General features: G+C 60.0%; 21 protein-coding genes and 1 pseudogene. 11 read left to right on the top strand and 11 right to left on the bottom strand.

Annotated features, from left to right (window positions below):
- Positions 1 to 83: 83 nt before the first annotated feature.
- Together ACM6I5_RS15385 and ACM6I5_RS15380 are read left to right on the top strand one after the other, a co-directional pair.
- Positions 84 to 1,487 (top strand): annotated as a pseudogene (locus ACM6I5_RS15385) (HAMP domain-containing protein); the annotation flags it as partial.
- 12 nt (positions 1,488 to 1,499) lie between these two features.
- On the top strand, positions 1,500 to 2,342 hold the full coding sequence (locus ACM6I5_RS15380; RefSeq protein WP_414880581.1) for a methyl-accepting chemotaxis protein: 843 nt from the start codon (positions 1,500 to 1,502) through the stop codon (positions 2,340 to 2,342).
- A gap of 113 nt (positions 2,343 to 2,455) precedes the next feature.
- On the opposite strand, the gene ACM6I5_RS15375 is transcribed toward ACM6I5_RS15380, so the two are convergent.
- The 3 genes from ACM6I5_RS15375 to ACM6I5_RS15365 are packed head-to-tail and all read right to left on the bottom strand — an operon-like array spanning position 2,456 to position 3,569.
- A complete protein-coding gene (locus ACM6I5_RS15375) occupies positions 2,456 to 3,079 on the bottom strand; it encodes an SOS response-associated peptidase (protein WP_414884177.1) in 624 nt (207 codons plus the stop codon).
- A gap of 35 nt (positions 3,080 to 3,114) precedes the next feature.
- Positions 3,115 to 3,375 carry a putative signal transducing protein gene (locus ACM6I5_RS15370; RefSeq protein ID WP_031319115.1) on the bottom strand — a complete coding sequence of 87 codons (261 nt, stop codon included), beginning with the start codon at positions 3,373 to 3,375 and terminating at the stop codon, positions 3,115 to 3,117.
- Between the two features lie 11 nt (positions 3,376 to 3,386).
- Positions 3,387 to 3,569 carry a CPXCG motif-containing cysteine-rich protein gene (locus ACM6I5_RS15365; protein ID WP_008153387.1) on the bottom strand — a complete coding sequence of 61 codons (183 nt, stop codon included), beginning with the start codon at positions 3,567 to 3,569 and terminating at the stop codon, positions 3,387 to 3,389.
- Between the two features lie 139 nt (positions 3,570 to 3,708).
- Between ACM6I5_RS15365 and ACM6I5_RS15360 the strand changes: the two genes are divergently transcribed.
- Positions 3,709 to 4,875, top strand: a complete 1,167-nt coding sequence (locus tag ACM6I5_RS15360) for a 1-acyl-sn-glycerol-3-phosphate acyltransferase (protein WP_414880530.1) — start codon at positions 3,709 to 3,711, stop codon at positions 4,873 to 4,875.
- Between the two features lie 92 nt (positions 4,876 to 4,967).
- Here ACM6I5_RS15360 and ACM6I5_RS15355 read toward each other — a convergent pair whose 3' ends face one another.
- Positions 4,968 to 5,246 carry a hypothetical protein gene (locus tag ACM6I5_RS15355; protein ID WP_017340724.1) on the bottom strand — a complete coding sequence of 93 codons (279 nt, stop codon included), beginning with the start codon at positions 5,244 to 5,246 and terminating at the stop codon, positions 4,968 to 4,970.
- Positions 5,247 to 5,441: 195 nt separating this feature from the next.
- On the opposite strand from ACM6I5_RS15355, the gene ACM6I5_RS15350 reads away from it, so the two are divergent.
- The gene (locus tag ACM6I5_RS15350) at positions 5,442 to 5,648 is read left to right on the top strand and encodes a hypothetical protein (RefSeq protein WP_017340725.1); all 207 of its coding nucleotides are present in this window, start codon (positions 5,442 to 5,444) and stop codon (positions 5,646 to 5,648) included.
- 120 nt (positions 5,649 to 5,768) lie between these two features.
- On the opposite strand, the gene ACM6I5_RS15345 is transcribed toward ACM6I5_RS15350, so the two are convergent.
- Positions 5,769 to 6,353 carry a YajG family lipoprotein gene (locus tag ACM6I5_RS15345; RefSeq protein ID WP_017340726.1) on the bottom strand — a complete coding sequence of 195 codons (585 nt, stop codon included), beginning with the start codon at positions 6,351 to 6,353 and terminating at the stop codon, positions 5,769 to 5,771.
- Between the two features lie 206 nt (positions 6,354 to 6,559).
- Between ACM6I5_RS15345 and ACM6I5_RS15340 the strand changes: the two genes are divergently transcribed.
- Entirely contained in the window at positions 6,560 to 6,793 is a 234-nt protein-coding gene (locus ACM6I5_RS15340) for a hypothetical protein (RefSeq protein WP_414880529.1), read from the top strand.
- 737 nt (positions 6,794 to 7,530) lie between these two features.
- The gene (gene mqo / locus ACM6I5_RS15335; RefSeq protein ID WP_017340728.1) at positions 7,531 to 9,039 is read left to right on the top strand and encodes a malate dehydrogenase (quinone); all 1,509 of its coding nucleotides are present in this window, start codon (positions 7,531 to 7,533) and stop codon (positions 9,037 to 9,039) included.
- A 207-nt stretch (positions 9,040 to 9,246) separates the two neighbouring features.
- On the opposite strand, the gene ACM6I5_RS15330 is transcribed toward mqo, so the two are convergent.
- The gene (locus tag ACM6I5_RS15330) at positions 9,247 to 9,534 is read right to left on the bottom strand and encodes a PA4642 family protein (protein ID WP_017340729.1); all 288 of its coding nucleotides are present in this window, start codon (positions 9,532 to 9,534) and stop codon (positions 9,247 to 9,249) included.
- Between the two features lie 63 nt (positions 9,535 to 9,597).
- Positions 9,598 to 10,083, bottom strand: a complete 486-nt coding sequence (locus ACM6I5_RS15325) for a hypothetical protein (RefSeq protein WP_414884176.1) — start codon at positions 10,081 to 10,083, stop codon at positions 9,598 to 9,600.
- Positions 10,084 to 10,234: 151 nt separating this feature from the next.
- Between ACM6I5_RS15325 and dauA the strand changes: the two genes are divergently transcribed.
- Positions 10,235 to 11,956, top strand: coding sequence for a C4-dicarboxylic acid transporter DauA (dauA, locus tag ACM6I5_RS15320; RefSeq protein ID WP_414884175.1), 1,722 nt, complete (start codon positions 10,235 to 10,237; stop codon positions 11,954 to 11,956).
- Positions 11,957 to 11,963: 7 nt separating this feature from the next.
- Here the strand turns inward: dauA and ACM6I5_RS15315 are convergent, their stop codons facing one another.
- A complete protein-coding gene (locus tag ACM6I5_RS15315) occupies positions 11,964 to 12,437 on the bottom strand; it encodes a WbuC family cupin fold metalloprotein (protein WP_017340732.1) in 474 nt (157 codons plus the stop codon).
- Positions 12,438 to 12,440: 3 nt separating this feature from the next.
- Entirely contained in the window at positions 12,441 to 12,998 is a 558-nt protein-coding gene (locus ACM6I5_RS15310) for a hypoxanthine-guanine phosphoribosyltransferase (protein ID WP_017340733.1), read from the bottom strand.
- A 164-nt stretch (positions 12,999 to 13,162) separates the two neighbouring features.
- Here ACM6I5_RS15310 and upp point away from each other — a divergent pair, with 164 nt between their 5' ends.
- Positions 13,163 to 13,801 carry a uracil phosphoribosyltransferase gene (gene upp / locus ACM6I5_RS15305; RefSeq protein WP_017340734.1) on the top strand — a complete coding sequence of 213 codons (639 nt, stop codon included), beginning with the start codon at positions 13,163 to 13,165 and terminating at the stop codon, positions 13,799 to 13,801.
- Between the two features lie 2 nt (positions 13,802 to 13,803).
- A complete protein-coding gene (locus ACM6I5_RS15300) occupies positions 13,804 to 15,078 on the top strand; it encodes a uracil-xanthine permease family protein (protein WP_017340735.1) in 1,275 nt (424 codons plus the stop codon).
- Between the two features lie 141 nt (positions 15,079 to 15,219).
- On the opposite strand, the gene hemH is transcribed toward ACM6I5_RS15300, so the two are convergent.
- Both hemH and ACM6I5_RS15290 read right to left on the bottom strand, forming a co-directional pair.
- Positions 15,220 to 16,245 carry a ferrochelatase gene (gene hemH, locus ACM6I5_RS15295; protein ID WP_414884174.1) on the bottom strand — a complete coding sequence of 342 codons (1,026 nt, stop codon included), beginning with the start codon at positions 16,243 to 16,245 and terminating at the stop codon, positions 15,220 to 15,222.
- A gap of 13 nt (positions 16,246 to 16,258) precedes the next feature.
- On the bottom strand, positions 16,259 to 17,161 hold the full coding sequence (locus ACM6I5_RS15290) for a TIGR01777 family oxidoreductase (RefSeq protein WP_017340737.1): 903 nt from the start codon (positions 17,159 to 17,161) through the stop codon (positions 16,259 to 16,261).
- 196 nt (positions 17,162 to 17,357) lie between these two features.
- On the opposite strand from ACM6I5_RS15290, the gene ACM6I5_RS15285 reads away from it, so the two are divergent.
- Together ACM6I5_RS15285 and ACM6I5_RS15280 are read left to right on the top strand one after the other, a co-directional pair.
- Entirely contained in the window at positions 17,358 to 18,344 is a 987-nt protein-coding gene (locus ACM6I5_RS15285; RefSeq protein ID WP_017340738.1) for an NAD(P)/FAD-dependent oxidoreductase, read from the top strand.
- Positions 18,341 to 18,556 (top strand): TIGR02450 family Trp-rich protein, encoded by a 216-nt coding sequence (locus ACM6I5_RS15280; RefSeq protein WP_017340739.1) that lies wholly within the window; start codon positions 18,341 to 18,343, stop codon positions 18,554 to 18,556. The genes ACM6I5_RS15285 and ACM6I5_RS15280 overlap by 4 nt, the downstream gene beginning before the upstream one ends.
- The last annotated feature ends 129 nt before the right edge of the window (positions 18,557 to 18,685 follow it).

The raw sequence follows: 18,685 nt of genomic DNA, 5'->3' as shown, positions 1-18,685 counted from the left end.
AGACGCATATTTCGGATAAAGCTCTCATCGCCGTAGGAAAAAATTCACATAACCTCCCCCGCCGCGGCGGGTAACGGCCCGCAATGATTCATTTGCGACATCTACCACTCCAAAACAGCCATTTCACCCTGCCTCGCTCATGGCCCTCGAACCGCGTGCCGATACAGCACCGCAGATGTCCTCTTGCGTGCGGAGCACCCATGAAATTCAAGTCGATCCAGTTTTCCGTGGCGGCCCTGGCCGGCGCCATTGTTTTAAGCGTCGTGGCGGCACTGGTGCTTTACGCCCTGTTTTCCGGTGCCCGGACCCAAGACATGGTCCAGGAGCGGACCCAGGCGCAATTCGAGCAAGTCATCGAACAGCGCCTGACGTCCCTGGCGCAAACCCAGGTCAGCCAGATCCAGCGCGAACTCGAGGCTCCCCTCTTGATTGCCGGCGGGTTGGTGCGGGTCAACGCCCTGATCGGCACACCGGGCGCCGACGGCCAGCCGCAACTGAGCCTGAGCCGTGAGCAATTGATCAGCCTGATCAAGGAAAACGTCGCCAAAAACCCGAAAATCCTCGGGACTTACATTGGCTGGGAAAAAGACGCACTCGATCACAACGATGCGGCTTACGTCGGCACCAAGGTGGTAGGGATCGACCCCAGCAACGGCCGCTTCCTGCCATGGTGGTTCCGCAACGAAGACGGCACTCTGGGCCTGGACAAACTGGTGGACGTCGACGACCAGAAAACCCTGTCCACCGGGGTGCGCGCCAGCGAGTACTACCTGTGCTCGAAAGAAACCAAAAAATCCTGCGTGATCGATCCGGCGCCCTACAAGGTCGGGGACAAGATCGTCATGCTCGCCTCCTTTATTGAACCGATCATGCTCGACGGCGCCTTCCAGGGCATCGTCGGCGCCGACCTGTCGGTGAACTTCATTCAGGAAATGCTGCTGGGCGCGAACCAGAAGCTGTACAACGGCTCGGGCGTCATGGCCCTGATCGGCAGCAACGGCCGGATCGTGGCCTACACCAAGGACCCGAGCAAATTCGGCGAGAAGGTCAGCGACATCCTCGATAGCCAACAGATCGCCAACATGGCCAATCTCAAGCGTGGCGAAGTGACCTACACCGTCGACAAGGCCCAGGGCCGGATCGAGTTGTACCTGCCATTCGGCATCGGCCAGACCGACGCCCGCTGGACCCTGATGCTGCAACTGCCCCTGAACGCGGTGATGGCCGACCTGCAAAAACTCCAGGCCGACCTCGACACACAGCGCAAATCCGACACCTTCGGCATGGCCATGGTTGGCCTGCTGATTGCCGGCATCGGTCTGCTGGTGATCTGGCTGGTGGGCCACGGCATTGCCCGACCACTTAAACAGATGGTCGCCATGCTCGACGACATTGCCAAAGGCGAAGGTGACCTCACCCGTCGCCTGACCAGTGATCGTGCCGACGAACTGGGCTCGATCGCCAAAGGTTTCAACACTTTCCTCGCCAAGTTACAGGCGATGATCACTCAGGTCGTGACGTCGGTGCAGAGCGTCAGCGATTCGTCGGAGCACACCGCCGACATCGCCATTCGCACCAACATCGGCGTGCAGAAACAAATGGTCGAGATCGATCAGGTCGCCACGGCGGTGCATGAAATGACCGCCACCGCCCAGGACGTGGCGCGCAACGCGACCCAGGCGGCGCAAGCGGCCAGTCATGCGGATCAGGCGGCGGCGCAGGGCAAACAGATCGTGCGGGACACATCGAATTCGATCGGTGTGCTGGCAGTGGAAATCGGCAAGGCTGTCAGCGTGGTGCAAACCCTGGCCAAGGACAGCGAGAACATCAACGCGATCCTCACGGCCATTCGCGGGATCGCCGAGCAGACCAACCTGCTGGCCTTGAACGCGGCCATCGAAGCGGCACGCGCCGGTGAACAGGGCCGCGGTTTTGCAGTGGTGGCCGATGAAGTGCGCAACCTGGCGCAGAAAACCCAGAAGGCCACCGAAGAAATCCAGACCATGATCCAGCAACTGCAACAAGGCACGCGCGATGTGGTGCGGGTCATGGAGGACAGCCAGAACCGTACCGATGAAAGTGTTCAGCACGCCGCGAAAGCCGCCGAAGCGCTGGATGCGATCACTCAGGCGGTGTCGGTGATCAACGACATGAACACGCAGATTGCCAGTGCGGCCGAAGAACAGAGCGCGGTGGCGGATGACATCAACCGTAACGTGATCAACATTGGGCAAGTGGCCAATGAAGTGGCCGGTGGGGCGGATGAATCGAGCGCGGCGAGTGCGGACCTGACCAAGCTGGCGGAACAGCAGCGGCGGTTGATCAACCAGTTCAAGGTTTGAGGTTTAAGAGCAAGATCAAAAGATCGCAGTCTGCGGCAGCTCCTACAGGGTAAGGGTATACGCCTACCTAATGCAGGAGCTGCCGCAGGCTGCGATCTTTTTGATGACACCACTTAACCTGGGGTCAAACACTCCGGCCCGTTCAACTTCGGATCATTCACCAGATTCGCCAACACCCGCTCGCGCAACGCAGCGGGTTCACTGGCCAACAACCCCTGCAACACATGCAAAGGCGTCTCGGGATCAAGCCACGCCTCCTGCCCCGCTGCATCCAGAATCAACGGCCGACGCTGACTCGCCGCCGGTTGCGTGATCACTGCCGTGCTCAACCACACTTGCTCCTGCACCGGATACGCTTCCCAGATCGCCGCAAAAAACAGCGTCGAGCCCTCCCCCGGAGTCAACCAGTACGGCCGCTTGCGCGTCGTGCCGCGCCATTCGTAAAAACCGTTGGCCGGCAGCAGGCACCGGCGCTCGCGCAGGGCCTGACGGAACATCGGTTGCTCGGCCACGGTTTCGGCCCGGGCATGGGCCGGCGTGCGGGACAGATCGGTCAGCCACGGCGGCGTCAAACCCCAGCGCGCACGGGCCAACTCGCGTTGGCCGTCGGCGCCGGCACGCAGCATCAACACCGAATCGTTTGGGGAAATATTCCACTGGGCCTGCTGATCGGCAGGGAAGCCAGGCAGGGTCGCGAAGGCGGGGTTCCAGCGAAACAGGGCATAACGTCCACACATGGGGCAACACGACTCTTGATAAAACGAACGTCAGCCTAACAGACCAGCGTGCCGGGAAAGCTTTCCGGCTCATCGCCGGGTAGCGGCAGCGCGGCATTGTACGCGGCGATCAACTCGCGGGCGTATTCGGCCTGGTCATTGTCGACCGACAACCCCAACAGACCGAAAATGGGCAACTCCCCGCTGCCACCGAGCAAATCACGCCCGACCAGATGCGCCTCGATGCCCTCGCTGGCCAGCATGCCTTGCAGCAGCTCGCCTTCCATCAGGTTTTCCGGTTCATAGATTCGCTGCATGGAGCGCCCCTTCATTCGTTTTCGCTGTGAACTTCAAGTAACCATTCCTGACCATCAGTCTGCAGGACAAACGTGATGGGGCGGCAACACACCGGACAGTCTTCGATATAGGTCTGATCGCCACCGGACAAATCCAGCACCGCCTCGGCCTCTTCACCACAATACGGACATTCGTAGCGCTCGGTTTCCAGCATCGCGGTCTCCAGGGTGACTTGTGCGTATAATCGCCGGTCTATTTGCAGGGCTATTTTTGTCTGGCTACCTTTTCAGACCGTGCCCCGTTGGTTTTCGATCAAAACCTTTACTTACCCTAGCCGTTTCTAACAAGAGAGCATGATGGGCGAATTCGATGCCATCCGACCTTACGACGACAGCGAAGTCCCAGCGGTGCTGGCACGATTGCTCGGCGACAAGGCGTTTCTAGATATCCTCACCCACTTCCGCTTCCCGCGTTTCGCCGGTGCCTTCGGCTGGATGCTCAAACCTCTTATAGCTCATCGGTTGCGCCGTGAGTTCGCCGGCATCAATTCGGTGGCCACGCTGCAGGACAAAGTCGAGTATTACGTCGACCACACCATCGAACGCGCCACGGACGGGGTGACGTACACCGGCGTCGAGCAGTTCAAGTCCGGTAGCGCCTACCTGTTCATCGCCAACCACCGCGACATCGTCATGGACCCGGCCTTCGTCAACTATGCCGTGTACCACGCCGGCCTGCCGACACCGCGCATCGCCATTGGCGACAACCTGCTGCAGAAACCCTTCGTCAGCGACCTGATGCGCCTGAACAAAAGTTTCATCGTGCACCGTTCGATCACCGGTCGCCGAGAGAAAATGGCGGCCTATCAGCTATTGTCGGCCTACATCAACCACTCGATCCGCAACGATTGCGCGTCGATCTGGATCGCTCAGGCCGAAGGCCGGGCCAAGGACGGCGACGACCGCACCGAGTCAGCGATCCTCAAGATGTTCCACATGAGTCGCAAGGATGAACCGTTCGGCGAAGTCATCCGCTCGCTGAACGTCACTCCGGTGTCGATCAGCTACGAATACGACCCGTGCGACCAGGCCAAGGCCCGCGAGCTCTACATCCGCGCCACCACCGGCAGCTACACCAAGGTGCCGGGCGAAGACGACGTCAGCATCGCCAAAGGCATCACCGGCTACAAGGGCCGGGTCCACGTGAACTTCGCCGCGCCGATCACCGAGTTGTTCGAAGACACCAAACAATTGGCGATCGAAATGGACAAGCAGATCCTCGGCGGTTATCGCTTGTTCCCGGTGCACTACCTGGCGTACGCGCAGTGGAAAGACGCCGATCCGCAGTTGCAGGTGCCGAAAGCGGCTGACGTGTTTGCAGCCGACGAGCTGGCGAAGGCCCAGGAAGAATGGCAGCGGCGCCTTGAGGCCTGCCCGGAAGAACATCGTCCTTTCCTGGTGCTGCAATACGCCACACCGGTGCGTAATCAGTACCGGGTGAAAGCCGGGTTGGCGCTGTAGGTTTTTACAGCAAGATCAAAAGATCGCAGCCTTCGGCAGCTCCAACATCAATGTAGGAGCTGCCGAAGGCTGCGATCTTTTGCTTTAAGGGATCAAACCCGCGTGCTGATCCACGACACCAGCAACGCCAAGCCCAGGCAGGCAAAACCGAAACGATAGAAAAACCGGTTCATGCGCAAGGTCGCCCAATCCAGCACGGGCTCTTCACTGGGACGGCTCTGACGCTGCGCTGCCAGACTGGCCTGCGCGCGCTGTTCGCGGCGACGCGTAGCGTGCAGCAACCAGCTGCCCGGAAAGGCAAACAGCAAGGCGAGCAGGTTGATCAATTTGGCGGGATGGGCGGTAAACAGCGTCATCAAATGCAGCGACATCACAAACCTCAGTCAAAACAGGTGTGGCGAACGCCGGACCGACGACCGCGGCGCAAATTCTACCGAAAGCCGTCCCTCCTGCCCGCCGCTTTACGACAAATAACTCACCATTTGGCAGATTCCTGCTCTGCGTCACGGCTTCGTCATCTGAATGCGCCAGTCTCTCGGCCCATCGAAACCGACACGGAAACCGTCATGCTCCACGCCGAAAACCAGGATCGCCTCTACCTCATCGCTCAAAGCGACGAACAACAAGCCCTCGTCGGCAGCCTCGCCTTCAACGTTCAGGATTGCCATTGGCTGGTGTATTGCGCACTGGGTGGGCATCAACATGCGGATTTACCGGAGGCGGACTTGCTGACGGGCGTAAGTGTGCTGGATTTTTATTCGCAAGCCGCCTGACTCCGCAGAATCCTGCCCCGCAGGAGCTGCCGAAGGCTGTGATCTTTTGATTTTTTGAGGGAGTAGCCGAAGATCAGGATCAAAAGATCGCAGCCTTCGGCAACTCCTGCGGGGCTCGCATTACTCGCTGAGAATCTGACCAATCGTCGGGTCCTTGAACAGACGCGTCAATGCGTCGCTCAATACATCGCTGACCAGCTTGGTGTTGGTTTCCTGATTCGGCGCCATGCCGAAACGCTGATCCAGCGACGCACCGTAACGACCGCTGTAGCGGCGGTTGGCGTTCTGTACGTCGGAGCGGAAGGTCGCGCCAATGGTCGCCTCGGTCACGTACATGCCTTCCTTCGGCGACTGATACTTCAGCTCAGCCAGGGTCACGGTCAATTGCGGGGCATTCATCGCATTGGATGTCGGGGTAAAGCCCAGCAAACGCACGGCCGCTTCAGCCTGGGCCTGCAACTTCGGCAGGATCTGCGCGCCCTGCACCGTGATTGCACTCGTTTCCGGATACAGACCGCCACGGGTGCCCAGGGTTGGCGACGGACGACCGTCCACCACACGCACCACCACTGGCTGACCATGGCCGACCGGCGCCAGCTGAGTTGTCAGCTTCGGCTCCGGGTTCAGTTGTTGCGGGCTGTGGGCGCAGCCAACCAGGGTCAAACTGGTCACAGTGATCAAACCGAACAACAGGCGTTGCAACATGCTCTTCTCTCCAGAATCAGGCACAAACAGGCCGGCAGTATAGCGGTGGGCCACTGCGGGTAACCAGCGCCTCGCAGTGAATACTGAAATGTCTGACAAACCCTTGGGAAGCCGGTTCCTGTCACACAGATGTCACCGCCCATACACTTGCATGTCACGGCGCTTTGACAACCTTCACGACAGTCACCCCTTGAAGGTACTTTGCCATGCGCCACCTGATCTCGCTGTTCGCTCCGCGCCCATTGCATCGCTGCTTTGCCCTGCTCGACCGCTATGGTCATTGCCAGGCGTTCAAGCAGTGCAGCCTGCAGCCGATGGGCGATGGCTGGGTCGAAATCGAAGAAATCCGCCTCAACTGGCTGCACCATCCCCTGCCTGCCAGTGCCCGTGTCAGCCAGCACAAACCACGCGCGCGGGCGCAGCAGCTGTTGACCACCTGACCAGACGCCTAATAAAAGTCATTAAACACGTCCATTTCCCTGCGTTTCTTAGATACAATCTCCCCCCGATTATAAGGACGTCTCCTGATCGGGCCTCGCAGCATCGTCAATGCTTCGGTATTGGCACCCCGCACCGCCCACAGAGAGCCGCCCACACAGATCGAGTGAAGCTGGCGTGCTTGCTGTTCCTTGAGCAAAACCCCCACTTTTCGCGAATCTGCAGAGCTGTCATTACGCTCGGTCACTGAGCTGTTTGCCCGTTTTGCCTGTCATGCATCCCATGGCGGCAATCCATCCGGGCACGGTGCCAGGCTGGGGCAGCCCTTTTTTGAGGTTCACGTCTTCAAAAGAGCGTGAAAAAAACGGGTTTTCACAACTTCACAAGAGTGTGGCGAGCAAATGAATAGTTTTGCGTCTGAATATGCACCATTAGCGTCTGAAACAGCCCAACGACACAGGACCGAGTATTCCTCGAACACCGGAGCCTGAAGCCTGTCCGCTACGGATTTGGTTGCACAAACGGATGTCTCGACCATAAGTCGAATTGCCAGTCGCGCGTTGAAATGAGTTCATAGACCTCATTGACCCGGCCGGTAGCGTCCGTCGAAGTTGCGATAAATTGCGAAGATTCGGACATGGCGATACTGCCATGAGTACCAGGGGCATCACTGACTCGCCCCGGAACGCCTGGCAGCCATGCCGACAATTTGGTGCTGCAGATTTTGGAGACGCGTTAAATGGCGCATAACGAAGCAGTCGACGTAGTACTGGTTGGGGCCGGCATCATGAGTGCCACCCTCGCAGTACTGCTCAAAGAGCTCGACCCCGCGATCAAGCTGGAAGTCGTCGAGCTGATGGATTCCGGTGCCGCGGAGAGTTCGAACCCGTGGAACAACGCCGGTACCGGTCACGCCGGGCTGTGTGAGCTCAATTACACGCCGCAGGCCGCCGACGGCACCGTCGACATCAAGAAAGCCGTGCACATCAACACCCAGTTCGAGGTGTCGAAGCAGTTCTGGTCGTACCTGACCAAAAAAGGCACCTTCGGTTCGTGCAAGTCCTTTATCAGCCCGGTGCCGCACCTGAGCTTCGTGCAAGGTGACAGTGGCGTGTCCTTCCTCAAGGAACGCTTCAACGTGCTGAGCAAGCACCACGCCTTCTCCGACATGGAATACACCGAAGACAAGGCAAAAATGGCGGACTGGATGCCATTGATGATGCCTGGTCGTCCGGCTGACGAAGTCGTCGCCGCCACCCGCGTGATGAACGGCACCGACGTCAACTTCGGCGCGCTGACCAACCAATTGCTCAAGCACCTGACCAGCGCACCCGATGCCCAGGTCAAGTACTGCAAGCGCGTGACCGGTCTGAAGCGCAACAACGGCGGCTGGACCGTCAGCATCAAGGACGTGAACAGCGGCAACACCCGCGAAGTCGACGCGAAGTTCGTCTTCCTCGGCGCGGGCGGTGCGGCACTGCCGTTGCTGCAGGCGTCGGGCATCGAAGAAAGCAAAGGCTTCGGCGGCTTCCCGATCAGCGGCCAGTGGCTGCGTTGCGACAACCCGGAAGTGGTCAAACACCACCAGGCCAAGGTGTATAGCCAGGCCGCCGTGGGTTCGCCACCGATGTCGGTGCCGCACCTCGACACTCGCGTGGTCGATGGCAAGAAGTCCCTGCTGTTCGGACCTTACGCCGGTTTCACCACCAAGTTCCTCAAGCACGGCTCCTTCATGGACCTGCCGATGTCGGTTCGCGCCGGCAACATCGGCCCGATGCTGGCCGTGGCGAAAAACAACATGGACCTGACCAAGTACCTGGTCAGCGAAGTGATGCAGTCGATGGAGCAACGCCTGGATTCCCTGCGTCGTTTCTACCCTGAAGCGAAAGCCGAAGACTGGCGCCTGGAAGTGGCCGGCCAACGGGTTCAAATCATCAAGAAAGACCCGAAAAAGGGCGGCGTCCTGCAGTTCGGCACCGAGCTGGTCGCGGCCAAGGACGGTTCCCTTGCTGCACTGCTCGGCGCTTCGCCAGGCGCGTCGGTGACCGTTTCGATCATGCTGGAGCTGATCGAGAAATGCTTCCCGGCCAAAGCATCCGGCGAGTGGGCGGCCAAACTGGCGGAAATCTTCCCGGCCCGTGAAAAGGTTCTGGAAACCGATGCTGCGCTGTATCGCAAGATCAATACGCAGAACAACATCGCGCTGGAACTGGTTGAAGAAAGCAGCGAGACCCCAAGCTACGCTTGATCGTCGCGCATAAAAAACGCCCCGTTCTCATTGAGAGCGGGGCGTTTTTTTATGGGCGGCAAAACAATCTTGTGGCGAGGGAGCTTGCTCCCGCCGGGCTGCGAAGCGGCCCCAAAATTCTGCCAACGGCGAAGATTTTGTGAGTGCTGCGCACTAAAGCGGGAGCAAGCTCCCTCGCCACAGGTATTCGGTTCGCTTCGGATACGATCAGCCGCGAGCCTTGTTGATCAGTTCGATGTACTCGGCCGCGTTGCGCTGATCCTTGATCAGGTCAACGAAGGTCTTGCCGTGTTCATCCTGGCCATCAACGTCGTAGCCGGCTTCGACGAAGAACGTCAGAAAACGCTCGAAGTCGTCAATGCGCAGGCCACGGTAGGCCTTGATCAGTTTGTGCAGGGACGGCGAAGTGGCGTCGACCGGTTCGAAATCGAGAAACAACTTGATCTGCTCGTCGCCGATCTCGTCACCAATCACTTGTTTCTTATCTTTACGCATTGCCGACTCCAGCTCGCAGACATTTCACGGGGCGGGCAGTTTACCCCTCACAGGGCGCCGGGCTCAACGCGGACGAACGGCCCCGGTGTGCAGGTCAGCCCAGACATGGCCATTGGCGTAGCTGAGGAACTGGCAATACACCGTGTCATTGCGCAACAAGTCGATCACCACGCGGTACTGCGCCATCGGATAAAACAGCGTCAGGGTTTTGCTTTTGTCGTCGTAGATCGGCTTTTTCAGGCTTTTGCTCTCGCCATCGAAGTTGACCAGTACCTGATTGATGGTCGCGCCCTTGTTCAAGGGTTTGCCCTTGAGGCGGATCAGCAACGGAAACGTCACCGGGATCGGTTGTTGGGTGGACTGGCGCTGACTGCCGACCACCACCGAATATTCGGTGACCTGCAGCAGTTGTTGCTGCTCGGGTTCGGCGTCACGCAGGGTCAGGTCGTCCGGTGGCAGAAACTGCGCATGCATCGGCGCCGGCGCGGCGGCCAGGGGCAGGCTGAGGGTCAGCAACAGGGCGGCGCAGCTGCGGATCAAAAGGCTCATGACGGGCTCCCAGGGCGAAGCGGAGCACTCTAGCATGAGGATCATCTGCGCGAATTAGCGATATGGGTCAATACTTCGCAGTACCAAGCTGGCCATGCTGGAAGAGCTTTCAGCCGTCGATCAATGGTGCACCGTCTACCGTGGAGTGCTCATGTCGTTCTCCGTTCCCCCGTTATTCGCCGCCTGGCGTCAGACCTGGCACGCCGGCTACACCCTCAGACGCTTACGCGGCGACATCAGTGCCGGAGTGACGGTAGGGATTATCGCCATCCCATTGGCCATGGCCCTGGCGATTGCCGTAGGTGTACCGCCCCAGCAAGGGTTGTATACGGTACTGATCGCCGCGCCCCTGATCGCTCTCACCGGCGGTTCGCGTTTTAATGTCAGTGGGCCGACCGCCGCGTTCGTGGTCATCCTGCTCCCCATCACCCAACAATATGGCCTCGGCGGCTTGCTGCTCTGCACCATGCTTGCCGGCGTCATCCTCATTGCCCTGGGACTGATTCGCGCCGGGCGGTTGATTCAGTACATTCCGTATCCGGTCACGCTGGGCTTTACCGCCGGGATCGGCATTGTCATTGCCACCCTGCAATTGAAGGATTTGCTGGGCCTGAACACCCCCAGCCAGGCAGAACACTACATCGAACAGCTGGGTGTACTGATTCTCGCGTTGCCCACCGCTCGGCTCGGGGACGGGATCATCGGTATCGCCTGCCTGGCCGTTCTGATTGTCTGGCCACGGTGGGTACCGAGGATCCCGGGGCATCTGGTGGCGCTGACCGTCGGCGCCCTCCTGGGGTTGGCGCTGGAACACGGCGGGTTGGCGGTGGCGACCTTGGGTGAGCGTTTCAGCTACATGGTCGAGGGCGTCAGCCATCCCGGCATTCCACCGTTCCTGCCGAGCTTCGATTGGCCGTGGAATCTACCCGGTCCCGACGGCCAGCCGCTGCACCTGTCCTACGATTTGATCCGTCAATTAATGGCGCCGGCGTTCGCCATTGCCATGCTCGGTGCCATCGAGTCCTTGTTGTGTGCGGTGGTGGCGGATGGCATGACCGGCAGCAAACACGACCCCAACGCCGAACTGCTGGGCCAGGGCCTGGGCAACCTGATCGCACCGTTGTTCGGCGGCATTACCGCCACGGCTGCGATCGCCCGAAGCGCCACCAATGTGCGCAGCGGAGCCTTTTCGCCATTGGCCGCCATTATTCACAGCGCGGTGGTACTGATGGCGATACTGGTGCTCGCACCGCTTTTCAGCTACCTGCCGATGGCTGCGCTGGCCGCATTGCTGGTCATGGTGGCGTGGAACATGAGCGAAGCCCGGCACGTGCTGCATACACTGCGCATCGCGCCCCGCAGCGATGTGCTGGTCTTGCTGACCTGCCTGAGCCTGACGGTGTTATTCGACATGGTAATGGCCGTCGGTGTCGGCCTGTTGCTGGCCGCCGGGTTGTTTATCAAGCGCATGAGCGATCTGACGGACACCGCCGAACTGCCACGCGCCTACCATCAAGCCTTGCAGGACATGCCGGCGCACGTTCGTTGCTACGCGATACGCGGGCCGTTGTTTTTCGGTGCGGCCGAAAAGGCCTTGGGAGTCCTGCGCAAATTCAGTCCGGAGGTCAAAGTGGTGATCGTCGAGATGAGCGCCGTGCCCATGCTGGACATGACGGCGCTGGCGGCCTTCGACAATATCCTCAGGGATTACCGCACGGACGGCATTGGCCTGATTCTGGTGGCAACCTCCCCGCGGGTGCGCCTGAAGCTCAGACGCGCGGGTATCCATCGGGAGCAGCGTCAGTTGGCCTACGTGAACAACCTGGAACAGGCTCGTCGCAAAAGCGAACGCTGGCTGGCCGGGGAAAACTGAGCGCGCTTCAGGCGAACTGCGCGCGCATCCACGCCTGATATTCAGCCACACCCGGCTCGCCTTCGCGCGGCGCCCAGTGAGCAAGCTCTCCCTCACCGACGGGACGATAAGGGCCGGCCTTGCACTCGAACATCAGGCTGTCGGCTTCCAGCACCACCAGGCCATGGAACACACCGGTTGGCAGGTCAACACCCACGCAATCGCCACCGGCCTGCAGAATCTGCTTGCGCACCACCACACCAGACTCATCGAAAATCAGCAGACCAAGCCGCCCTTTGAGGACCAACAAGGTTTCAGCCTTGTTCTCACACAGATGCCGATGAGGCGGAATGTACGTGGACGGCTGCAGACCCACCGCCATGCGATGGCAAGCGTCTTCCATCCGATGGAAGTTGTGATGCTGGCGCCCACGTGGATTTGCCGCAGCCTTCCCGGCCAATTCATTGAACAAGGATTGATCAAGAAAGCTCGGCGCGCTCATCGCTTACATCCCTTTAACGGCGAAAATTCCGTTGGCGTTACGCCAGTAGCCTTTGTAGTCCATGCCGTAACCGAAGATGTAACGGTCGATGCACGGCAGGCCGACGAAATCGGCTTTCAGGTCCGGGCGAGCCTTGCGGTCGTGGTCCTTGTCGATCAGCACGGCGGTGTGCACTTTGCGCGCGCCAGCGTGTTTGCAGAAGTCGATGATCGCGCCCAGGGTGTGACCTTCGTCGAGGATGTCGTCGATGATCAGCACGTCACGGTCAATGAACGACACTTCCGGCTTGGCTTTCCAGAACAGGTCGCCGCCGCTGGTTTCGTTGCGATAGCGGGTGGCGTGCAGGTAGGACGCTTCCAGCGGGAATTGCAAATGGGTGAGCAGCTTGCCGGCGAAAATCAGGCCGCCGTTCATCACACAGAACACCACCGGATTTGTTTCAGCCAGTTGTTCGTTGATGTGTGCACCGACGCGGGCGATGGCCGCCTCGACTTCAGCTTCGGTGTACAGGCAGTCAGCCTCTCGCATGATTTGACGGATATGCTCGAGATCAGCGGACATGGCGCTCTCCAGGGGGGACGGGATTCGGGAAAAGCGGGCAAAGGTACGCATCCCGCACGGCCAGATCAAGCGTTTGTGGACTAACGTACTCTATGTCTATAGGACAACACCCTCGGATAGATTAATCTAGGCCGGTTTTTTTGCCCGCCGCCGGAGCCTTTCCCATGCCCATCCTCGAGATCCGCCATCCGCTGATCCGTCATAAACTCGGCCTGATGCGCCGCGCAGACATCAGCACCAAGAATTTCCGTGAGCTCGCTCAGGAAGTCGGCGCCCTTTTGACCTATGAAGCCACCAAAGACCTGCCGCTGGAATCCTACGACATCGAAGGCTGGTGCGGCACTGTGTCGGTCGAGAAAATCGCCGGCAAGAAGATTACCGTGGTGCCGATCCTGCGCGCCGGTATCGGCATGCTCGAAGGTGTACTCAGCCTGATTCCGGGGGCCAAGGTCAGCGCCGTGGGCGTGGCCCGCAACGAAGAAACGTTGCAGGCCCACACCTATCTGGAAAAACTGGTTCCCGAAATCAACGAACGCCTGGCCATGATCATCGACCCGATGCTCGCCACCGGCAGCTCCATGGTCGCCACCATCGACCTGCTGAAAAAGGCCGGTTGCCGCGACATCCGCGCCATGGTGCTGGTCGCCGCGCCGGAAGGCATTGCCGCCGTGGAGAAGGCTCACCCGGACGTGACCATCTACACCGCTTCCATTGACGAGAAACTGAACGAACACGGTTACATCATCCCAGGCCTGGGCGATGCCGGTGACAAGATCTTCGGCACCAAGCAGAAGGACGCGTGACCATGCAGCAAGAGTTCAACGATCCGCTCTGGCGCACGGTGCTGTCCGGCGCCCAGATGCTGTTCGTGGCGTTCGGCGCCCTGGTGTTGATGCCGCTGATTACCGGCCTCGATCCGAACGTAGCGCTGTTCACGGCGGGCCTGGGGACGATTCTGTTCCAGATCGTCACCGGGCGTCAGGTGCCAGTGTTCCTGGCTTCGAGCTTCGCCTTCATCACCCCGATCATTCTCGCCAAGGGCCAATTCGGCCTCGCGGCGACCATGGGCGGTGTAATGGCGGCCGGTTTCGTCTACACCTTCCTCGGCCTCGCCGTGAAGATCAAAGGCACCGGCTTCATCGACCGCTTGCTGCCACCGGTGGTGATTGGCCCGGTGATCATCTCCATCGGCCTGGCCATGGCGCCGATCGCCGCCAACATGGCGATGGGCAAGGCTGGCGACGGTAGCGAGCTGATCCACTACCAGACGGCCATGCTGATCTCGATGCCTGCGCTGCTGACGACGCTGATCGTCGCGGTGTTCGGCAAAGGCATTTTCCGCCTGGTGCCGATCATCTCCGGCGTGCTGGTCGGTTTTGCGATGGCGTTCTATTTCGGCGTGGTCGATACCGCGAAGATTGCCGCGGCACCGTGGTTCGCGATCCCCAACTTCACCGCGCCGGAATTCAACTGGCAGGCGATTCTGTTCATCGTCCCGGTGGCATTGGCCCCGGCCATCGAGCACATCGGCGGCGTGATCGCCGTGGGCAGCGTGACCGGTCGCGACTACCTGAAGAAGCCCGGCCTGCACCGCACCCTGCTCGGCGACGGCATTGCCACCACCGCCGCCGGTTTGTTCGGCGGTCCGCCCAACACCACCTACGCCGAAGTGACGGGCGCGGTGATGCTGACCAAGAACTACAACCCGAAAATCATGACCTGGGCGGCGATCTTTGCCATCAGCCTGGCGTTCATCGGCAAGTTCGGCGCGCTGCTGCAAAGCATTCCAGTGCCGGTGATGGGCGGGATTCTGTGCCTGTTGTTCGGTTCGATTGCGGCGGTGGGGATGAACACGCTGATTCGCCACAAGATCGACCTGGGCGAAGCGCGCAACCTGGTGATCGTTTCGGTCACGCTGGTATTCGGGATAGGCGGCGTGCTGGTCGGCACCGGCACCGGTCCGGACGACTTCGGCCTCAAAGGCATCGCGCTGTGCGCGGTGGTGGCGATTGCGCTGAACCTGTTGCTGCCGGGCAATGACAGCTGGAAGCACAAGAAGGCGGATGAGCCGCTGATCTAAGGCTGACACAACACCCTGTGGCGAGGGAGCTTGCTCCCGCTTGAGTGCGCGCAGCACTCACAAAATCTTCATGGATTGCGAGAATTTTGGGGCCGCTTCGCGACCCAGCGGGAGCAAGCGCCCTCGCCACAGTTTGTATTTCTACAGCGCCAACGGCGCTCTTTCGCACAAAGTTTTCAGCGCCTTGGCCCACTGCGGATCATCATTGAGACACGGCACCAGCACCAACTCATCTCCCCCCGCTTCGCGGAACAGTTCATTCCCGCGATCACCGATTTCCTCAAGCGTCTCGATGCAATCGGCAACGAACGCCGGGCACATCACCAGCAACTTCTTCACGCCCATTCCCGCCAGCTCATCGAGGCGTGCTTCGGTGTAGGGTTCGATCCATTTCGCCCGACCCAATCGCGACTGAAACGACACCGACCACTTGCCGTCCGGCAAGCCCAGCCGCTTGGCAAACTCGGAAGCAGTGCGCAGGCATTGGGCGCGGTAGCAGGTCGACAAAACTTCTGGCGAAGCGTTCAGGCAGCAATTATCGCTTTGGAAGCAATGGTGACCGGTAGGGTCTATTTTCTTCAGATGCCGCTCCGGCAAACCGTGGAAGCTCAGCAGCAGGTGATCGTAATCCTGCAGTAAATACGGCTTGGCGCTGGCCACCAACGCATCGAGGTATTCCGGCTGATCGTAGAACGGCTGGAGAATCGAAAACTGCACGTCGAGTTGCTTCTCCCGCACGACCCGCCGGGCTTCCTCGATCACCGTAGTGACGGTGCTGTCGGCGAACTGTGGATAAAGCGGCGCGAGGGTAATTTTCTTGTGACCCTGGGCAGCGAGCTGCACCAGTTTCGTTTCAATCGACGGCTCGCCGTAACGCATGGCCAGTTCTACCGGACCGTGAGTCCACTCAGCGGTCATGGCCTGCTGCAAGCGACGGCTGAGCACCACCAGCGGCGAGCCCTCCTCCCACCAGATCGAGGCATAGGCGTGGGCCGACTGCTCCGGGCGCTTGATCAGAATCAGCGACACCAGCAAACGTCGCACCGGCCATGGCAGGTCGATCACGTACGGGTCCATCAGAAATTGATTGAGGTAGCTGCGCACATCCGCCACAGAGGTGGAGGCGGGTGAACCCAGGTTGACCAGAAGCAACGCGTGATCGGTCATGCAACGTCCTATTTCAGAGGCGGCTGGACAAGTCGTCCAGGGCCGCGCGCAAATCAGTGAACTGGAATGTAAAACCCGCTTTCAACAAACGCGCCGGCACGGCTTTCTGGCCGCCCAGCAGCAGCAATGACAATTCGCCCAAACACACCTTCAACGCCAGGGCCGGCATGGGCATGAATGCCGGGCGATGCAACACGGCGCCCAGCGTGCTGGCAAACTCACGATTGCGCACCGGTTTGGGCGCGCAGGCATTATAAGGACCGCTGGCGTCTTTCTGATGCAGAAGAAAATCAATCACGGCGATTTGATCCTTGATATGGATCCACGGCATCCACTGCCGACCATCGCCAAGAGGCCCGCCCAGTCCCAGTTTGAACGGCAACAACAGCCGCGACAAAAAGCCGCCCTCGGCAGACAACACCAACCCCGTGCGAATCAGGATCACTCGGATGCCCAAGGCCTCGGCGCGCTGCGCGGTTTCCTCCCAGGCAATGCACAACTGGCTGGCGAAATCGTCGATGACGGGTGGAGATTCCTCAGTCAATTCCCGCTCGCCACCGTCGCCGTACCAGCCCACGGCGGAGCCTGAGATCAACACCTGCGGTTTCTGTTCGCGGGTGTCGAGCCAGGCCAGCAGGGTTTCTGTCAGGGTGATGCGACTGCTCCAGAGCAAGGCCTTGCGCTTGGTCGTCCAGGGCCGGTCGGCAATCGGAGCACCCGCCAGGTTGATAATCGCGTCCACGGGCTCTTGTCCGAGGTCTTCCAACCGCGCGACACCACGAACTTCTGCACCGCAGATTTTCGCGACTTTTTCAGGTGCCCGACTCCATACCGTCAGACGATGTCCCTGGCTCAGCCAGTGTCGGCAGAGTTGACTCCCTATCAAACCAGTACCGCCGGTCAGCAATATGTGCATGACTTCTTCCTCGCGTGGCGTTTTACCCTGATCACTAGTCTATTTTTATAAGCAGGGATCTTTGATATCGGGCAGGCTCTGTTGATAACAATAGGCCAAGCTGTCAGAACGAGAACGCTAAAAGTTATACCAAAAAACAATATTGTACAGGTTTCATCCACGGCGTAGTCTGTACAGAAAGGCAAACGAGGCCCCTATGACTGTACCTATCGCAATCATCGGCACCGGCATCGCCGGACTCTCAGCCGCCCAGGCGCTTACGGAGGCCGGGCATGTCGTTCAACTTTTCGATAAAAGCCGCGGCAGTGGCGGACGCATGTCGAGCAAACGCAGCGACGCGGGTGCTCTGGACATGGGCGCGCAATATTTCACTGCCCGCGATCGCCGCTTTGTCACGGAAGTCCAGCGCTGGCAAGCCAACGGCTGGGTCGCCGAGTGGACGCCACAGCTCTATACCTTCCACGGTGGCCAGCTCAATCTGTCGCCGGACGAACAGACGCGCTGGGTCGGCACGCCGCGCATGAGTGCCATCACCCGCGGCTTGCTCGGCGATTCGGAAGTACATTTCGCCTGTCGCATCACCGAGGTCTATCGGGGTGAGGAGCATTGGCATCTGCAGGACGCCGAGGGATTCACCCATGGCCCGTTCAGTCATGTCATCGTCGCCACGCCCGCGCCCCAGGCGACCGCATTGCTGGCCTCCGCGCCGAAGCTCGCCGGTGCCGCCGCCGGGGTAAAAATGGACCCCACCTGGGCGGTCGCGCTGGCCTTCGATACACCGCTGGACACCCCCATGGAAGGCTGCTTCGTGCAGGACAGCCCGCTCGACTGGCTGGCCCGCAACCGCAGCAAACCGGGGCGTGACAACACGATGGACACCTGGGTGCTGCACGCCACGAGTGCCTGGAGCCGGCAACATATCGACCTGCCCAAAGAGGCTGTGATCGAGCAATTGCATGGCGCGTTCGCCGAACTGCTCCACAGCGCGATGCCAGCGCCTACGTTCAGCCTCGCCCACCGCTGGCTCTACGCCCGCCCCGCCACCAGCCATGAATGGGGCACCCTGGCCGATGCCGATCTGGGGCTTTACGCGTGTGGCGACTGGTGCCTGTCCGGTCGTGTCGAGGGGGCATGGCTCAGTGGTCAGGAAGCCGCCCGCCGCCTGCACGAGCACCTGCAATGAACCGAATCAACCCGAGCAAGCTGCTGCTGTCGAAATGGACAGCAGCCCAGCCGCAAAACCGCGAAAAACATTTTCTGGTCACCGAGCTGTTCCGCGACGAGGAAGGCACGGTGCTGGACGTCGAATTGCAGGCGGTGCTGACCAAGCGCAGTGAGCGGCTCGACTGGCAAACGCTGAAAAACAGCGACACCTGGATCCTCGGCTGGAAATAGATCGCCTGTAGAAGCGAACTCGCAATGTCCGTCAATGCCTTCGCTTTAAACCTGACACGCTTCAGCAATCTCAGGTTCATGGTGATCAGCCTCGCTCCCACAGGGCTCCCGCAAAAACCTATACAAATA

The sequence above is a fragment of the Pseudomonas sp. IT-P171 genome, from assembly GCF_949767765.1.
Lineage (GTDB): Bacteria > Pseudomonadota > Gammaproteobacteria > Pseudomonadales > Pseudomonadaceae > Aquipseudomonas > Aquipseudomonas fluorescens_B.
The sequence above is the reverse complement of the archived record's forward strand: the minus strand, read 5'-3'. Positions and strand labels throughout refer to the sequence as shown.

Coding starts and splice junctions, on each gene's coding strand:
- hemH (WP_414884174.1), bottom strand. CDS start 16,245: ATGACCGATCACGCGTTGCTTCTGGTCAACCTGGGTTCACCCGCCTCC.
- ACM6I5_RS15290 (WP_017340737.1), bottom strand. CDS start 17,161: ATGCACATATTGCTGACCGGCGGTACTGGTTTGATAGGGAGTCAACTC.
- ACM6I5_RS15355 (WP_017340724.1), bottom strand. CDS start 5,246: ATGTCGCTGCATTTGATGACGCTGTTTACCGCCCATCCCGCCAAATTG.
- ACM6I5_RS15300 (WP_017340735.1), top strand. CDS start 13,804: ATGCAGCAAGAGTTCAACGATCCGCTCTGGCGCACGGTGCTGTCCGGC.
- ACM6I5_RS15340 (WP_414880529.1), top strand. CDS start 6,560: ATGCGCCACCTGATCTCGCTGTTCGCTCCGCGCCCATTGCATCGCTGC.
- ACM6I5_RS15375 (WP_414884177.1), bottom strand. CDS start 3,079: ATGTGTGGACGTTATGCCCTGTTTCGCTGGAACCCCGCCTTCGCGACC.
- ACM6I5_RS15360 (WP_414880530.1), top strand. CDS start 3,709: ATGATGGGCGAATTCGATGCCATCCGACCTTACGACGACAGCGAAGTC.
- dauA (WP_414884175.1), top strand. CDS start 10,235: ATGTCGTTCTCCGTTCCCCCGTTATTCGCCGCCTGGCGTCAGACCTGG.
- ACM6I5_RS15345 (WP_017340726.1), bottom strand. CDS start 6,353: ATGTTGCAACGCCTGTTGTTCGGTTTGATCACTGTGACCAGTTTGACC.
- ACM6I5_RS15380 (WP_414880581.1), top strand. CDS start 1,500: ATGATCACTCAGGTCGTGACGTCGGTGCAGAGCGTCAGCGATTCGTCG.
- ACM6I5_RS15310 (WP_017340733.1), bottom strand. CDS start 12,998: ATGTCCGCTGATCTCGAGCATATCCGTCAAATCATGCGAGAGGCTGAC.
- ACM6I5_RS15280 (WP_017340739.1), top strand. CDS start 18,341: ATGAACCGAATCAACCCGAGCAAGCTGCTGCTGTCGAAATGGACAGCA.
- ACM6I5_RS15365 (WP_008153387.1), bottom strand. CDS start 3,569: ATGCTGGAAACCGAGCGCTACGAATGTCCGTATTGTGGTGAAGAGGCC.
- upp (WP_017340734.1), top strand. CDS start 13,163: ATGCCCATCCTCGAGATCCGCCATCCGCTGATCCGTCATAAACTCGGC.
- mqo (WP_017340728.1), top strand. CDS start 7,531: ATGGCGCATAACGAAGCAGTCGACGTAGTACTGGTTGGGGCCGGCATC.
- ACM6I5_RS15330 (WP_017340729.1), bottom strand. CDS start 9,534: ATGCGTAAAGATAAGAAACAAGTGATTGGTGACGAGATCGGCGACGAG.
- ACM6I5_RS15350 (WP_017340725.1), top strand. CDS start 5,442: ATGCTCCACGCCGAAAACCAGGATCGCCTCTACCTCATCGCTCAAAGC.
- ACM6I5_RS15285 (WP_017340738.1), top strand. CDS start 17,358: ATGACTGTACCTATCGCAATCATCGGCACCGGCATCGCCGGACTCTCA.
- ACM6I5_RS15325 (WP_414884176.1), bottom strand. CDS start 10,083: ATGAGCCTTTTGATCCGCAGCTGCGCCGCCCTGTTGCTGACCCTCAGC.
- ACM6I5_RS15315 (WP_017340732.1), bottom strand. CDS start 12,437: ATGAGCGCGCCGAGCTTTCTTGATCAATCCTTGTTCAATGAATTGGCC.
- ACM6I5_RS15370 (WP_031319115.1), bottom strand. CDS start 3,375: ATGCAGCGAATCTATGAACCGGAAAACCTGATGGAAGGCGAGCTGCTG.